Here is a 15,705-nt window from a genome sequence, read left to right as displayed (position 1 = left end):
GCTTTACCGTTTTTGTGTCAGCCTCTTTACTTCGCTCACAAGTAAAGATAAAAACGTTATATACTGATGGCATCAACTTATATCAAAAAGGCCTTTATAGGGTCAACTACGAGCATCATTATGGTAATAGCCAAGTCCCCGTCCAAGCTCAGCCTTCCTCAGCATAATCCAGGTGTGACTACTGTTCTGGAATTTCTTATTCTCAAGTTTCCAGCCATAACTAACGCTACGTGGCGACAGCGTATGACGGATGGCAAAGTTCATTGGCATGACGGGTCTTTAATCAACACACTAACTCCGTTTATGGCCCAGCAACGAGTTTACTACTATCGTGAAGTTGAATGTGAGCCTGTCATTCCTTTTGAAGAAAGAATTATTTTTCAGGACGACTTGATCGTCGTCGCCTACAAGCCTCATTTTCTACCTGTCACACCAGGTGGTAAGTATATTGAAGAATGCCTGCAAAACCGCTTGCGTAATACCTTAGGCAATCATAACTTGCAGGCAGTACATCGCATCGATAAAGCCACCGCAGGTTTGGTATTATTTTCAGTTAATCCCAATTCACGTCAGCAGTATCACGCTCTATTTGAAACACAACAGGTCAACAAAACCTATCAGGCCATCGCTAGCACGATTAACAATTTGCCAATAAAAAACCAGCAATGGGAGATTAAAAATCGCTTGCAGAAAAGCGAACCTAGATTTTTAATGCACATTGTTGAGGGCCTCGCCAACAGCCATTCCCGCATTCGCTGCCTGCAAACTTCAGCCGCCAAAGCCTTATTTGAGCTACACCCCATAACCGGCAAAACCCACCAACTGCGTCTTCATATGCAAAGCCTTGGATGGCCGTTATTGCATGATACTTACTACCCTGAGTTACAACCTAGTAAGCCAGATGATTACACTAAACCTTTGCAGCTATTGGCACAAAAGCTACAGTTTATTGACCCTATGACACAACAACAACGATGCTTTTCTAGTAACACCGAACTCAATCTAAACTAACCGACACGTTGACTAACAATATTATATTAGCTTAGCTCACTCGTTTCCTTCGCGCGGTGTTGTGGTGAGAAGTGTCAGCATTGCGTTACACCACGCCTAATAAAAATGCAATTTACATTACCCGATTTTCAAACGATTCTATTGATTTAAATCAATAATACATTATACTTTCATTAATTATTGAAACTTCAGAACGTAAAGTTACTTCTGAAACAAATATACGACTAAATATGGAGAAAGGTAATGATGACACCCATGATTGAATCTTTTGTTATGCACTTTGGCGAGATGGGCAGTAAATGGGGGTTTAACCGAACTGTAGGGCAAATATACGCACTACTTGTCATGACTGAGAACCCGCTCACCGCCAATGAAATTGCAGAAACACTGAGTATTTCACGAGGTAATGTCAGCATGGGGCTGAAGGAACTCAATGCGTGGCAACTCGCCGCAACGATTCACAAGCCGGGTGATCGCAAAGAATACTATCAAAACAAAGGTACCATTTGGGACATGGCTAATCGAGTTTTCGAAGAGCGACGCAAACGTGAAATTGATCCCACCCTCACCCTATTGCGCGATATTTTACTTGACCAAGCTGCTAATGACTCTGAAAAGTACGCGCAAACTCAAATATCAGAGATTCATGATCTGTTAGAAAACATTACACATTGGACACAGAGTTTACAGTCGTTGAGCCCAGAAAAACTCAATACATTAATGAAGCTAGGTTCTGGTGTAGGAAAAGTATTAGACATGAGAGATAAGCTGTTAATGAAAAAAGAAGGATAATTAGAGCCATGTAAGCAGTTTCACTATTTAAGGCAATTATCGCTAGATTGTTATTTTCAAGGCGACAAAATAAGTAGGGCAATTGCCTTCTTTTGTTGTTTTTCCTAAACGGATTTGTTATCTCTACAGGAGATTATCATGTTTGATATACTCATACTTTCCAGGATCCAGTTTGCTGCTAATATTAGCTTTCATATTCTTTTTCCGACCATCACTATCGCACTTGGTTGGTTACTATTCTATTTTAAAGTGCGTTATGACCTTTCAAAACACCCAGTCTGGATGCGTGCATATCGCTTTTGGGTAAAGGTATTTGCGTTAACGTTTGCCTTAGGCGTTGTCAGTGGCATTACAATGTCTTTCCAGTTTGGCACCAACTGGCCTGGTTTCATGGAAACTATCGGGAATATAGCAGGACCATTACTTGCTTACGAAATACTAACTGCATTTTTCTTAGAAGCCACTATGCTCGGCATTATGTTATTTGGTTTTCGTCGTGTGCCATCATGGGTGCATACCGGAGCAACTTTTTTAGTGGCTTTTGGCACTACAATGTCAGCGTTTTGGATAATTGTACTTAATTCTTGGATGCAAACTCCAGCAGGTTTTGAATTAATTGACGGAGTGGTCCACGCCACAGATTGGTTTGCAATTATATTTAATCCGTCATTTCCATATCGATTTACGCACATGCTAATGGCGTCTTCGTTGACTGTTTGTTTCTTAGTGGCGGGGCTGTCAGCTTATCGGATTTATCGAGGTGATAATAAAAAAGCCCCTAGAATAACCTTGCGAACAGCTATCTTTAGTGCGGCTTTATTGGCTCCTATGCAAGTTTTTGTAGGTGATTTACATGGCCTCAATACATTGGAGCATCAACCACAGAAAGTAGCCGCTATGGAAGGCTTATGGGAGACTCAGAAAGGCGCACCATTAGTGTTATTTGGTATCCCAGATAAGGAAACAAAAACCAATAAATTTGCAATTGAAATACCTAAGATGACCAGTTTTATCTTAACTCATGACTTCAATGGTGAAGTCAAAGGTATTAATGAGTTTGAGGGAAAGCATCCCCCAGTTGCTCCTGTTTTCTATAGTTTTAGAGTCATGGTCGGCATTGGGTTTAGTATGATACTTGTCGCTTGGTGGTGCAGTTACAGTCTAATTCGAAAAAAAGCACTGGCCAAACCTCAATTGTGTATTTTAATTGCGATGACCTTCATAGGATGGGTTGCCACGTTAGCTGGCTGGTATGTAACAGAAATTGGTCGTCAGCCATATCTGGTCAGTGGCGTACTGAAAACCGCTGATGCGGTCACAACAATAGCCTCAGACAATGTGCTCTTTACTTTTATACTTTATGTGACGTTGTACATTGTACTGCTCACCGTGTATGTAAAAACCTTATTTTTACTCGCGCGTAAAGCGATCGAAGTTGAAGAATATGATTTAGTTCCTCCTGGCATTATTGAAACTAAAAGCGAGACCGCTAGTGAGCATAAGGTCGCAGCAACAGCAAATTCAACGACTCGCTCGATCCCATTAACTCAAACAAAAGAGGCTTAATATGGATTTTATGTTTTCAGCGCAAGGCCTACCTATTGTCTTTGGTGTTTTAATCTCTATTTCAATTTTATTGTATGCAATATTAGATGGCTATGATTTAGGTGTTGGTATTTTATTGCCTATGGACAACGCAGAGCAGAGAGATGTCGCTATATCGTCCATAGGGCCTTTTTGGGACGCGAATGAAACTTGGCTAGTACTTGCTGTGGGATTGTTATTGGTCGCCTTCCCCGCAGCACATAGTGCTATTTTAAAAGCACTTTACTTACCCGCAACCCTAATGTTGATTGGCTTAATATTAAGAGGCGTCGCTTTTGATTTTAGAGCAAAAGTTAAGCAAACGCGTAAAATTGTCTGGGATTACACATTTAAAATCGGCTCATATGTAACTGCTTTTATGCAAGGCTTCATGCTAGGACTCTACGTGATGGGACTTGAGTACAATGTGTATTCGATATTGTTCGCCACTTTTAGTGGGTTTTGTGTTGTTGCGGCATATAGCCTTATTGGGTCAACTTGGCTAATAATGAAAACCACCGAGGATTTTCAGAAAAGAGCTATCGGCTGGGCCAAAAGAGCCGGCGTGTTGAGTGCATTGGGCATTTTGACCGTCAGTTTAATCAACCCATTGGTAAATCAGTCGGTGCTTAAAATATGGACTCAATTACCATGGGCCTATCTTTACGCAGCTATCCCACTACTGTGTTTTTTTATGTTTATTTTGGGCTACTTAGTGCTATCGCGGTTACCGTTAGCGGATGATCATGGTGCTTCATTACCATTTTATATGGTGGTTATCGTGTTTGTTTGTTGCTTCTTAGGTTTGAGCTTTAGCTTTTATCCTTATGTTGTGCCTGGTGAATTGACTTTATTTGAAGCCGCAAGTGCGCCCGAATCACTGCGTATCATTTTAGTTGGGAGTCTATTTGTATTGCCGTTTATTGGTGGCTATACCGTAATTTCATATTATACGTTTAGAGGCAAAGCTGAGAAGTTACGCTACTACTAAAAAAGAAACACTGGTAAGTGCAAAGCATCAGCTTATTCGGAGCATCGGTTGATGCTCCGTAATTAATCCTGCTTAAACTGGCTTACATCCACCGCTCTGATTTTTAACGTTGCCGTGGCTAAGCTAACTTCAAGAAAAAAAGCAATCAAGCCTCCGGTTAAGAAGACCATGCACATCATAAAAGTGATTATAATTGTGATGTCTAAATTTGTGCTTACTAAGCCATTGATCATGACTAACATAACCGTGAAGCAAGTAACTACCGCCGACGCAACTAAGAAATTTATTGACCAATTAGCCAGTCTCATGCGCTTGTTTAACGCTCTAATTTCTAGTATCGCTTTCTCATTTATACGTTCTGGTTCTTCCCTTGCCAGATTGCCAAACCATCTTGCTCTGTCTATGATCCTAGATACGCGGCCGGTGGCTACGTTGACCAAGTTACCGATACCAACAATAAGAAAAATAGGGGCCAAGGCCAACTGAATAATTTCAACTGCACTTTGTGTAATAATTGTTTCCACTGACGTCTCTTTTTAAAATTCATACTATATACCTAATTCGTAACCATATAATTAAGCCCACAATAATGAAAGTAAAAGGTAACAAAAAGAGTACTACGATAACTTGTCGTTTTTGCTTGCTGGTTAAATCTAGCCGCTCAACCGCAATTTTTTTGTTGCCAAGAAATGCCCTGTAGTCTAGCTCTGACAACCAGTTCACGATATTAAGTCCCATCTGTGCATTACTATATTGGTCAATATAAACGTTAGTTAAAAAGTCTGCGTCGGTGAACACTATTAATCGGGTATCTGAGGTTTGACCTTTCTTTGTGCTCTCGGCTTCTTTTTCGTCAATAACGACATAAGAAAAAGGCACAGGGCCTGCTGTATCAATGCCTTTATCAAACTTTACGTCTAAATTTCGATTGCTTTCAGCCCAACTATTTTTTGTCGATGCGGTTGATGCAATGACGGCATGTTTTATGTTGGGGCGACGATTTTCCAATAAATTAATAGAGCGTGGACGGACGTAAAACGTATAATCTAAACCTTCGGTAATCGCCTTATGCTTCTGATAATTTTTGGTTGCCGGACTACCAACGTCGTCACCAACATGGCTAGTTAAATCAACCACAATATCCGATTCAACATTGAGTCCCCATTTATTGAGAAGTGAATTTAAATCCGGATTTTGTCGCATCTGCGCTGCATTCAAGGGTTTATCTGGTGTGGTGACAACGGTATGTTCAATCAGAAATAAGGCGTCCCCGCCTTTTAATAAATAGCCTTCAATTAAGTTTTCTTCTTCTTCGGTTAGTTCATTTTTCGGACCCGCTATAATCAGTACATCGGAGTCATCAGGAATCGACTGGCTAATACCAAGCATCAACGGTTTACTTAAAATATTGTTGGCCGCAAGTAACTGAGTAAACTTAGACAAACCCGTATTTTCTTCATTTTCTATTGAATATTCGCCATGCCCGGTCAGAAAGTAAACCGTCTTTTGAGCACGACTGACACTCGCAATCGCATTTGTTAGACGTTCTTCTGACAAGGAGTCCTGGGTAAAGTCGACGTCTTTGCGGTTGTTGCCAGATTGAACAATCACTTTTTGCTCTTGGCTATTAATCACATTACCAAATGTTGCCGCGTAGGCAACTTGTTCAATAGGGTCAATGATTTCAGTTGTCACTACCCCGCCAGACGCTCTCTCATATTCATTGAAAAGGTCTTGTAAATATTTCGGAGGAACCCCAACATAAAATGCAGTTAGTTGAATATCACGTTCAAGTACACTAACAAATTCAACCGTATTTGCAGACAAGGTATGTTGCTTGTCTTTTGTTATATCCCATCGAAGTGTCGAGCTATTAGCTAAATAATTACTACCTCCAATAAACGTCACACTGGCAATAGTTATCAACATAATAGTCGCAAATTTTTTCCAACGTTTGGGAACAAAAAACGTTATAAATCTCGAGTTGGCTGCATTAACTCGATACGTTACGGCTATGCCTAGTAAAATAACAAGGGCCATGCCACTGCAAATTAGCAAGCCTATGCTTAGATAAGAAAGCTGTTGTTCAATATAAAAAAGAGCGACGCCTAGAGCGAGAACCAAGAGTGACAAGCCACAAAAGAATGGCAGCAATGCCAGCAAAGGTGAGCGCATACTAAAAATTGATTTGCTCATTATTGCCACAGCCTATTGTCGATACTCAACCTTGTTAAGACTAAACAAAGAATGATACCAGTTAGATAATAAGTAATATTACTGGGCGTAATTATGCCAACTGCAAAGTTTTCTAAGTGTGTTCGAGTGCTACTTTGCATAAAAAAACTCTCTACAGAACCGGTAAAATACTTAGTGAAACTAGCCGCAAAATAAAGTGAAAATATCAACGCGTAAGACACTAATGCTGCAATTATCTGATTACGCGTCCAGGAAGAAACAAGTAAGCCGATAGCAATAAAAAATGCCCCTTCTAACCAAATCCCAACATACCCAGAAAGAATACTGATTGGATCTGGATCACCAAAATAGTCCAAAATAAAATAGTAAGTTGCGGTCATGCTTATCAATAAGGTGAAAAAGATCAACATACTGAAATACTTACCCAACACAATCATGGTAAGCGTTAGTGGTGATGTGAGTAAAAACTCCATCGTACCATTGGCTTTTTCTTCCGAGAACATTCTCATCGTGAGTAACGGAATTAAGAATACAAACATAAACTCCATCAGTATGAAAATATCACGCAACGATGCTTCGTGATTCTGGTCAATAATGAAAAAAAAGAAAACATTAAACAGCGAAAGTGTGGCTATCAGAATAATGTATGCGATGGGTGAACTAAAGTAACTGTGTAATTCTTTTTTTACTATCGCGAAGGTTTTATTCATCTTCCATTACCCCTTTACTGATGATGCAGATACAAAAGGTCTCGGTGGTGTCTCTTGATGATACTCGATGAAGATTTGTTCCAAAGTAATAGGATATGATTGAGCTAGTTGTTTCTTTTCCAGCAACTCGTTTAAGGGTGCATCAAGCACAATTTTTCCCGACTTCATCATTAATACACGCTGCGCAACTTGCTCAATTTCATTTAAGGTGTGGGTGCTTAATAAAACGGTTCTCTGATCTCTCTGGTTTTTAATTAAAGCAAGCACTTGCAGAATTTGTATTGGATCAAGACCACTTGTCGGTTCATCCAAAATAAGCAATTTAGGTTCATGAATAATCGCCTGAGCTATGCCTACACGTTGCTGATAGCCTTTGGATAAGGTAGCAATTTTTTGCTTTTCAACCCGATTTAGATCGCAGTCATCCAGTACCTTAGCAACCTGAAATGATTCTTTTTTTGCTGATACCCCTTTTATTTGAGCTGCAAATTTTAAGTAGCTTTTGACTGTCATGTCGCTATATAAGGGGGGTTTTTCGGGTAAATAACCTATTTTTTCCCTAACCGATAGAGAATGTTTGCCAATGTCCTCACCATCAATAATAACGGTCCCAGCGGATGCAGTGAGGAAAGTCGTCAGTATGCGCATTAAAGTGGTTTTCCCCGCGCCATTTTTACCTAAGAAGCCAACAATATCACCTTTATTTATTTCGAATGAAACATTTTCTAACGCTTGGTATACACCAAATTTTTTACTAATATGTTTAGCAATCAACATCTACATCGAACCTCTCGCATTAGTGCGGTAAAAATTAAGCGCCCCAAGCGAGTAAGTATAGAACATACCCTTAATTAGGAAAGCTAAATAATAATGCACCTGCATCTTCTCGAGATTTGTCAGTCATACGATGTCGACAGGAACTGCATTTTGGATAGGTATAATAACACCACTTATTTTTGGTCATGCACACGAACTGCAAGTACATCTTGTTTCACGCCATGCAACACTGCGTTGGCTGTTGATCCAAGAAGTAATTTGATCCCACTTCTACCATGCGTGCCTATTACAATTAAGTCTGCATGAATTTCATTCGCAAAATTTTGTATCTCATCAGAGGCATCGCCGGCCTTCAAATAAACATTCTTTTGTTTGATCCCAAATTTATGCGCAATATCATCTAGCTTTTTTTGAGCCCTAGCCATCCGATCAGAATCATCAATCACGTTATAATCCGCCCCATAAAGATAAGGTTGAATATAGACCGCAGATACCGGGATATATACAAGACTTAGCTCTTCAGGAGACTGACAAACACTCAGTGCTTGGTGAATAACGGTTTCATAATCTGCACTAATATCTATTGCGACTAATATCTTTTTATAATTACTCATATTTTTATTCCTTGAAGCATTTCGATCACACTTGTAATCACACAGAGGCTGTTTGTTTAAACGTAACTTCATATTAACAAAGTAAAGTCAGTGGAAATTGACCCAAATCAAATCTAAATCCTATTTTTAGTTTATTTTAAATTAGGGAAAACGTTATCAGAGTGGATCTTCGATTTAGAGAGTGTCCACTGGATTAAAAAAGCGATTCAGTTAAACCAGCAGCTTTTGCTTGATTGGGTTGCTATCAGCATGCTGATAGATTTAATGAAAGAGGAGCTGATACAACAAAATGCTCAACTCAAAAGTACATTGAGAAGGCATCGTCAATTTGATCTGTATCAATAATGAAATACACGCCATATGGTCGTTATTATTAAATAATAACGAAAAATACTAAAACCCGCCGACAGTCGACGTTTTTTTGCAGCTCGAGCATCAATTCACTCGTTACGTTTACTAATTTTGTATCGACAATTCTCTTATAGGCTTGATCTAAGGCATAATAAGTAAGGGCTGCATCAGCGCAGATAAACACCAATAAGACGAGGCCAATATAATTGCATGGGGAAATTAACAAGAGAGCGTCAGCTAAAATCCTGCGATAGCTGCGGAATAAGCGAGCCGGTGTTTTATAGGATTAGGGTTCAATTTCAGGAGGCTTGGCTTTTTGTCTGTCCCAGCTGTCAATTAAAAGCGAAAATAAAACCGGGTTATCAATATGGCGGCACTTGGAAACAGAAAAAGAGGAATTAAGAATATTGCATCAATCCATCCTTAAGTGGTCTATTTTAGACAACCACTTACGCTGGCAAAGACAGTCAGTTTTTTTTATTGCTGAACCTGATATACAACAAGATAACTATCAGTACCACCGCAACTGGCAACATGGCAATTAACGGTTTATCAGACAAAGCAAGTTCACCCGCAACATGTACAAGAAAAGCAATACCCGCGAACGCGATTAACGTAGCGATTAGTTTAGTCGGTTTATTCATAAGTAATTCACTTTGTCCTAGAATTCTACTTTTCGTCCTTATACGATTAGTAAGATGTTATAGCCCATTACTATTTACACAATTGTGGCAAGACAACGCAAGCGTTATAGGCACACTGGTAATTTACAGCGCAAACAGACCAAGGTCAAAATTTTATACTATCAATCTTGATCCCGCAATATATATGCTTATGATTTACCTTTAAAGAATGCTAAAGAATTTTAATACCGTGCTAGTCAACCTAAAGCGACTAAAACGTCAGAACATGTTTTGAAGACCTGCTTGTGTGGTGTATTCAATACCTAACAGACAAATGCTTTTTCGATACCTTACGTGATGGATAGACCGCTGGTTAGTGTGTTATTATTGAAAAATACAGAATTAACGAGTTGTTAGGTATCCCGCTCCGAGTGAGGTTACACTAGACAATGCAGAACGAACCATCTCAGGGAATTCATGCGCAATACAGTTACTGAAACCATTACCCACGTACATCATTGGAACGATACCTTATTCAGCTTTAAAACCACTCGCTCGCAAAGCTTTACCTTTGAGAATGGCCAATTTGTGATGATAGGACTTGAAGTAGACGGCCGGCCTTTATTGCGTGCTTACAGCATTGCCAGCGCCAACTATGAAGAAGAATTAGAGTTTTTTAGCATCAAAGTACCTGATGGTGCGCTAACATCGCGGCTCCAAAAAGTCCAAATTGGTGACGAGGTAATCCTAACAACTAGGGCAACGGGTACCTTAGTAGCGGGTTATCTGAAACCAGCGAAGCATCTGTATTTATTATGCACAGGAACGGGATTAGCACCCTTTATGAGCATCATCAAAGACCCTTTTATTTATGATGCTTTTGACAAGGTGATATTAGTACATAGCGTTCGTTTAATATCCGAACTTGCCTATAAAAATGTGATTGAGCACGAATTACCTGAAAATGAATTTTTTGGTCCCGACGTGCGTGAGAAACTAGTGTATTACCCCACCGTAACAAGAGAAGATTTCCATTATCAATCAATAAACGAGCGAGAGAATAATGCGAGTCACCGTGCTCGTATTACTGACTTATTAACATCCGGCCAGCTCACTCAAGACCTTGGTATGCCGGATATTAACCTCGAAGACGACAGATTCATGATCTGCGGAAACAATGATATGTTGCTAGATCTGATGAAGATCTTAGATGACAAAGGCTTTAGCAAGGCTAATTCGCGTAATTTAGGAGAATATGTGATTGAGACAGCCTTTATCGAGAAGTAGTTTTAAGCCTCTATATACCGTGATATAAAACCTCGACAAAATACCTAGATAAATCCCTCCTTGCATAGCCTGCTATGTAAGGCTCTAATATGTTGCGGTCCAATTTCACAGCAGCCACCAATAATAGACGCACCGCGTTTAGCCCAGCTCATAGCATGCTCAGCGTATTGTTGAGGGCTCATATCTTTGCGCATTTCAAGCGTCTCTACAGTATCACCTGGGTACAACGAGTCTACTGATACGAAACCATTAGCGTAAGCACCAACCCTTCCCTTTTTCGCACTCAGTAAGGACCAGCATGCGCTGATTGCTTCCGGCTGACTGCAGTTTAATAACGTTGCCTGAGTATCGAAACACTCGAGTGCTTGTAACGCGTCTTTTAACGATTCACCACTGCGTAATTGTTCTGGATGGTCATCACTGACCGTCAATGCCAGCCATACCGGTTTACCACTTTCAAGGGCAGCAGTGCAGGCGGCTTGGGCCTCGGTAATGGACGACATGGTTTCGCATATAAACAGATCGCTAGCTGGCGATTGTAATTCAACAAGGCGACGGTAGGTAGAAAGCGAGTCTTCGAACGACAGCGATACATCAGGACGATAGCTAGCAACTAACGGTGGCAGGCAACCCGCAATTTTGACGTCATTGCACTGCGCTAAATCAATCGCCTCTTGGGCCGCACTCATGGCTCGCTGATGCAGGAGTGCTAATTGCTCAAGATGATTTTCTCGTTTTAGGCGTTCTGGTGTCGCAGTGTAGGTATTTAGGGTAATGACGCGAGCACCGCTATCGATGAACTCACGATGCAAATCTCTCACCAACATTGGCTCGTTAAACATAATGTCAGCAGACCACATTGGCGTTATTGCACGTGAACTTCTGCGCAATAACTCTTGCCCCATGCCACCATCGAGTAAAATAATAGGACTCATTTAGTTGCCTCCGATTTAGTTGAAAATAGCGCCTTAAAATGGCTCATCATTCAATAATTCAAACACTAGAAAAATTGATATTGACGTGGTTTTGGAGGTACGTAAAACGCGTTACTCATTTACATTTATTTATGACTATCATCGCACGTCGGCTGAGACGCTCTTAGTTTACAACCACAAACAAAAAACTTTTTTATAATCATACAATATACATGATGTATAACAGTGTTATATTAACAGTTCAAGTTTAATGATGTTGAATATATTGCGGTTGACCCTTTTTCAAGTCAACGAGCGTTTGCGTTACGTGAAATTTGTAGATAATGCGCAACTATACTCTACCCACACTATGAAGAGATAAGAAATACGAAAGCTAAGTCGATAGTGTTACTGCATGGCGTGTTCATGCAGTCTATTGTTGTTGAAACGTAGGTATCCATTATTCTCATCTGTCTAATTTTCAACGCTGCCGCTTATTTGCGCTTAAAAAGTAAAGTCGTTTTGATCGCTTTACAGTAAACAGAACCCGGCTCAACCTTCTATTCGAACCTTATGAGCTCCCTGTTTACCATAGAGACTCGTTATAGAAAAACGTTAATTTTGAACTTAAAAATAGATTAAAGGCCACGAAAAAGTCATTGCATGAGGCGACTTATTTAATTGTATTTTTGGCACTATCTTATGTTCCACAGGTTTTAAAAGTGACCGCAATATCAGATGTCAAAGAACATAGAAAACCAGCGATTACAAAGGTATATATTTTATAATTTTTATAATTTTTATAATTTTAGACTTTAGGCACAACTAAAGTATATAAAGTACAATACGTATGAGATTACATTCCTAGAATATAGCTAAGTTTGCATAAATGGATTAATTGTAAGAACAAGCCAAGATACAAATATTAGGAGAGTAAATGTTCAATTCTAGCCCTATTGCAGAGTCTAAGAAATGCGGTGAGAATCAGCCGATAGACATTCATCAAACCAACAGAACCGTGGCAACAAATGTATGTCATGCATGTTGTGTTTTATGTCCAAAGCAGCGCCATCCTATTTATATAGACAAAAATGTGTTTATTGAACGACATGCTATCTCAATAAAAGGGACCAAATACAGAATATCTAATCCTATGTTCAGAATTCTTTGTGCTTTTCACGAGTATGAAGAAGAAGTAGTCAGCAGAGCGTTTTTATTGGCATATGGTTGGGGAATAGATAATAAAGTTAACAATAATGTCACTGTGGCGATTTCTGAGCTACGCGCTTTATTGAAAAACAAATCCGATTTAGAAATAATCACAATCCACGGAAGGGGATATCAAATGTTTAATAAAAATAAAGGTCGATTTGAATGATAACAATCCCTTTAATATCTATCAAAAAACAAGACATACAGTACCTTGTTTATCCCAGAGTTGAGTTGATAACGGATTGCATGTCGAACAAAAACGGTATTTTGGAAGTGTTGTGCATGGTGATGAAAGGCCCAGAACAATTATGCCCTGCGCGTTTTTTTAATGAATTAAGTAATGATGAAACCTATGTAATTTACCGTCATATACTGGAAAGTTTAGAAACAAAAACGACGTCAACAGTGTCGCTTAATATAAATACTAATTTCTTGAACTCACATCACGTTGATATGCTTTTATCAGAATTTGGCCGTAGTATCATCATATTGGAGCTCTTGGAAACGTGTTCTTTACAATCGACAATCCAAATTCAAAATCGATTAAACGAAATTAGGGAAAATCCTAAAGTACATATTTGGTTAGACGACTTTGGGTCAGCGCGGTCAAATTTTGATGTTTTGAGCGAACTGAATTTTGACGGCGTTAAAATGTCTAAAGAGCTTTTTTGGGACTTGTACGAAAATGATAAAATTTTACTCAAATATCTGATCAAAATGATTAAAAGAAAATCCAGTACGATCGTTATAGAAGGTGTTGACAGCTTTGACAGATACATTTTTTGCAAGGAACAGCGATGCATGATGCAGGGCTACTTTTTTAACGAAATTAGAAATAGCGCGGTTTGTTGATTATGGATCCTCAATTGCATGAAACCACCTTGAATCTGATCTCATTAATACACTTTTTTCGACGTACTTATAGTGATAACGAAAAGATAAAAGGCGCGGTAGATTTGTCTTTATTACTGACGATGGAAGGCACTGGGGTATCGAGTTCACAAGAAAAACTACAATTTTGCTCAGCCGCTGTTGAAGCAATTACATCAGCAGTTACCGATGGTCATGGTAAAACCCCAAAAGGGGAAAATATTGTTCCACTTTTGGACACAGAAGAAATCGATTTTATACAAAACATGATGTTCACAGATGGTCACCATAATGTCGAATATGAAAGTGAGAAAACAAATAGTATATAAATAAAATGTTGGCACTTGTTCTTATTTTCATTAGCCAACAGGTAATTGAATTGTAGTGTCGGTGCATCGCAAACCTTAGGAAACTTAGGGACGCAAAGCTAAAGGACCTGTAAAATGGTAGCCAGTTGCCGAAAGTGAATTAGCACTTTTTGTTTTTGAGCTCTTTTTACACATGGTCTTCTTTATGAAGACTTTTTTTTGTCTTAAATTTTGTAATGTATGTAGAAAATAGTTACCAAAAATTAAAAGGAATAGCCGCCGTTAAAATTAAAAATTACTTACACCTAGCTATAACACTATTGTTGTGCACTTATTCAGTGAGCAGCTTCAGTGCCTTTATGGTCACCCAGACAAGTTTTGGGGTAGACCTTGACAAACCGGTGACCCAAGACACGACCCTGATAAATCAGAGTACTAAACCGGTAAGGGTCAGGGTGGATTTTGAAAAACCGAAATGGGCCAAAGATGAGTACTATCTTGGCGATCAACTGGTGGCTTATCCTAAAATTGTGGTTATTCCGCCAAAGAGTAAAATCCAGGTAAAGATAGCACCGCGGATAAAAAAAGAATTAGCAGACGGTGAATATGTGGCCTTATTGGTATTTAAAGAACTGCCACCACGAAACAGTCACGCTCAGGTCACCATGTTGATGAATCTTGGGGTGCCTTACTACGGCAGAAAAGGCAAGCTTGAAACCGCCATGAATTTTGACAATTTACGTATGGCAAAAATTCAAAATGGCTATCAGCTGCTGGGAGCGGCGCAAAACAATGGCAACTTTTCTTACCCACTTCATATCAACATTGAATTTTACCAAAATGAGAAGATCGTCAAAGAAGAAAGCTTCAAGCAGGGTTTCTATCGAGAACATTTAGTCGAGCTAAATAAATCAATCGTGATGAATGCAGTTGCCGATCGTGTAGAGATTGTTTTTGCCAATGAAAAGCTTGATTTTTCCCAGCGATTTACTCTTCCAATCGGATCCAGTTTTCCATTGGGGAAAACTGCAAGTGAATAAAGTTCTTTTTACGCTACTGTTTTTTTCAAGTTTTGTGTGGGCTGAAGAAGGTGATTTTTATATTAATGGCAATGCAGTAACAGCCATATCCTTGACGTTAGGTGTCAGTAATATTGATTTTGGTGATGTTTATAGTGATACCGAGGTCGACAGTGAGATGGTGGATTTTTCGGTCAACGCCGAAAATGGCTATGACTACACGGTAGAGATAAGCGATGACGACAACACCGGTATAGTGCAGGTTTCGCGCAACGCCTGTGGAGGGTATACCGCAAATAGTATCACTTATATACAAACTGCTAACGGGGTTGACCAAGCCCATGAATTTTATGTAGACCTTGATACAGCAAGTATGAACGGCGATTTATCCGCCACCATTACTGTGCAGGTGGCCTACAACGATATCCACGAATAAATATCCTTTC

General features: G+C 39.5%; 17 protein-coding genes and 1 riboswitch. Of the genes, 10 read left to right on the top strand and 7 right to left on the bottom strand.

What is annotated here, in order from left to right:
- Nucleotides 1-120: 120 nt before the first annotated feature.
- From CXF81_RS02360 to cydB, 4 genes are all read left to right on the top strand, one after another.
- Complete coding sequence (locus tag CXF81_RS02360; protein ID WP_101179755.1) at nucleotides 121-1,011, top strand: pseudouridine synthase; 891 nt, start codon at nucleotides 121-123, stop codon at nucleotides 1,009-1,011.
- Between the two features lie 243 nt (nucleotides 1,012-1,254).
- A complete protein-coding gene (locus CXF81_RS02355; RefSeq protein ID WP_101179754.1) occupies nucleotides 1,255-1,803 on the top strand; it encodes a GbsR/MarR family transcriptional regulator in 549 nt (182 codons plus the stop codon).
- Nucleotides 1,804-1,941: 138 nt separating this feature from the next.
- Nucleotides 1,942-3,369 carry a cytochrome ubiquinol oxidase subunit I gene (locus CXF81_RS02350; protein WP_101179752.1) on the top strand — a complete coding sequence of 476 codons (1,428 nt, stop codon included), beginning with the start codon at nucleotides 1,942-1,944 and terminating at the stop codon, nucleotides 3,367-3,369.
- A 1-nt stretch (nucleotide 3,370) separates the two neighbouring features.
- Nucleotides 3,371-4,378, top strand: a complete 1,008-nt coding sequence (gene cydB / locus CXF81_RS02345; protein ID WP_101179750.1) for a cytochrome d ubiquinol oxidase subunit II — start codon at nucleotides 3,371-3,373, stop codon at nucleotides 4,376-4,378.
- Between the two features lie 62 nt (nucleotides 4,379-4,440).
- On the opposite strand, the gene CXF81_RS02340 is transcribed toward cydB, so the two are convergent.
- The 6 genes from CXF81_RS02340 to CXF81_RS20010 all read right to left on the bottom strand — a co-directional run bounded on the left by CXF81_RS02340 (nucleotide 4,441) and on the right by CXF81_RS20010 (nucleotide 9,670).
- On the bottom strand, nucleotides 4,441-4,902 hold the full coding sequence (locus CXF81_RS02340) for a DUF2721 domain-containing protein (protein WP_101179748.1): 462 nt from the start codon (nucleotides 4,900-4,902) through the stop codon (nucleotides 4,441-4,443).
- 19 nt (nucleotides 4,903-4,921) lie between these two features.
- Complete coding sequence (locus tag CXF81_RS02335; protein ID WP_101179745.1) at nucleotides 4,922-6,574, bottom strand: GldG family protein; 1,653 nt, start codon at nucleotides 6,572-6,574, stop codon at nucleotides 4,922-4,924.
- Nucleotides 6,574-7,284, bottom strand: a complete 711-nt coding sequence (locus tag CXF81_RS02330) for an ABC transporter permease subunit (protein ID WP_101179743.1) — start codon at nucleotides 7,282-7,284, stop codon at nucleotides 6,574-6,576. Before CXF81_RS02330 ends, CXF81_RS02335 begins: the two co-directional genes overlap by 1 nt.
- A gap of 6 nt (nucleotides 7,285-7,290) precedes the next feature.
- Complete coding sequence (locus CXF81_RS02325) at nucleotides 7,291-8,061, bottom strand: ABC transporter ATP-binding protein (protein ID WP_101179741.1); 771 nt, start codon at nucleotides 8,059-8,061, stop codon at nucleotides 7,291-7,293.
- Nucleotides 8,062-8,234: 173 nt separating this feature from the next.
- Entirely contained in the window at nucleotides 8,235-8,675 is a 441-nt protein-coding gene (locus tag CXF81_RS02320; RefSeq protein WP_101179739.1) for a universal stress protein, read from the bottom strand.
- Nucleotides 8,676-9,493: 818 nt separating this feature from the next.
- A complete protein-coding gene (locus tag CXF81_RS20010; RefSeq protein WP_198556296.1) occupies nucleotides 9,494-9,670 on the bottom strand; it encodes a hypothetical protein in 177 nt (58 codons plus the stop codon).
- A 456-nt stretch (nucleotides 9,671-10,126) separates the two neighbouring features.
- Between CXF81_RS20010 and CXF81_RS02310 the strand changes: the two genes are divergently transcribed.
- The gene (locus CXF81_RS02310) at nucleotides 10,127-10,936 is read left to right on the top strand and encodes a ferredoxin--NADP reductase (protein WP_101179735.1); all 810 of its coding nucleotides are present in this window, start codon (nucleotides 10,127-10,129) and stop codon (nucleotides 10,934-10,936) included.
- Between the two features lie 44 nt (nucleotides 10,937-10,980).
- Here CXF81_RS02310 and CXF81_RS02305 read toward each other — a convergent pair whose 3' ends face one another.
- Nucleotides 10,981-11,871, bottom strand: coding sequence for a homocysteine S-methyltransferase family protein (locus CXF81_RS02305; protein WP_101179732.1), 891 nt, complete (start codon nucleotides 11,869-11,871; stop codon nucleotides 10,981-10,983).
- A 916-nt stretch (nucleotides 11,872-12,787) separates the two neighbouring features.
- Here CXF81_RS02305 and CXF81_RS02300 point away from each other — a divergent pair.
- The 5 genes from CXF81_RS02300 to CXF81_RS02280 all read left to right on the top strand — a co-directional run bounded on the left by CXF81_RS02300 (nucleotide 12,788) and on the right by CXF81_RS02280 (nucleotide 15,695).
- Nucleotides 12,788-13,228 (top strand): winged helix-turn-helix domain-containing protein, encoded by a 441-nt coding sequence (locus CXF81_RS02300; protein ID WP_101179730.1) that lies wholly within the window; start codon nucleotides 12,788-12,790, stop codon nucleotides 13,226-13,228.
- A gap of 80 nt (nucleotides 13,229-13,308) precedes the next feature.
- Complete coding sequence (locus CXF81_RS02295) at nucleotides 13,309-13,914, top strand: EAL domain-containing protein (protein ID WP_232771750.1); 606 nt, start codon at nucleotides 13,309-13,311, stop codon at nucleotides 13,912-13,914.
- Nucleotides 13,915-13,916: 2 nt separating this feature from the next.
- On the top strand, nucleotides 13,917-14,261 hold the full coding sequence (locus tag CXF81_RS02290; RefSeq protein ID WP_101179726.1) for a hypothetical protein: 345 nt from the start codon (nucleotides 13,917-13,919) through the stop codon (nucleotides 14,259-14,261).
- Between the two features lie 57 nt (nucleotides 14,262-14,318).
- Nucleotides 14,319-14,394, top strand: a riboswitch (cyclic di-GMP riboswitch).
- 82 nt (nucleotides 14,395-14,476) lie between these two features.
- Nucleotides 14,477-15,280 (top strand): fimbria/pilus periplasmic chaperone, encoded by an 804-nt coding sequence (locus CXF81_RS02285; RefSeq protein ID WP_101179724.1) that lies wholly within the window; start codon nucleotides 14,477-14,479, stop codon nucleotides 15,278-15,280.
- A complete protein-coding gene (locus CXF81_RS02280; protein WP_101179722.1) occupies nucleotides 15,273-15,695 on the top strand; it encodes a hypothetical protein in 423 nt (140 codons plus the stop codon). The genes CXF81_RS02285 and CXF81_RS02280 overlap by 8 nt, the downstream gene beginning before the upstream one ends.
- The last annotated feature ends 10 nt before the right edge of the window (nucleotides 15,696-15,705 follow it).

The sequence above is a fragment of the Glaciecola sp. 33A genome (genome assembly GCF_002836745.1).
Taxonomy (GTDB): domain Bacteria; phylum Pseudomonadota; class Gammaproteobacteria; order Enterobacterales; family Alteromonadaceae; genus Glaciecola.
Note: the sequence above shows the minus strand (reverse complement) of the source record. Positions and strands in the feature narration are given on the sequence as shown.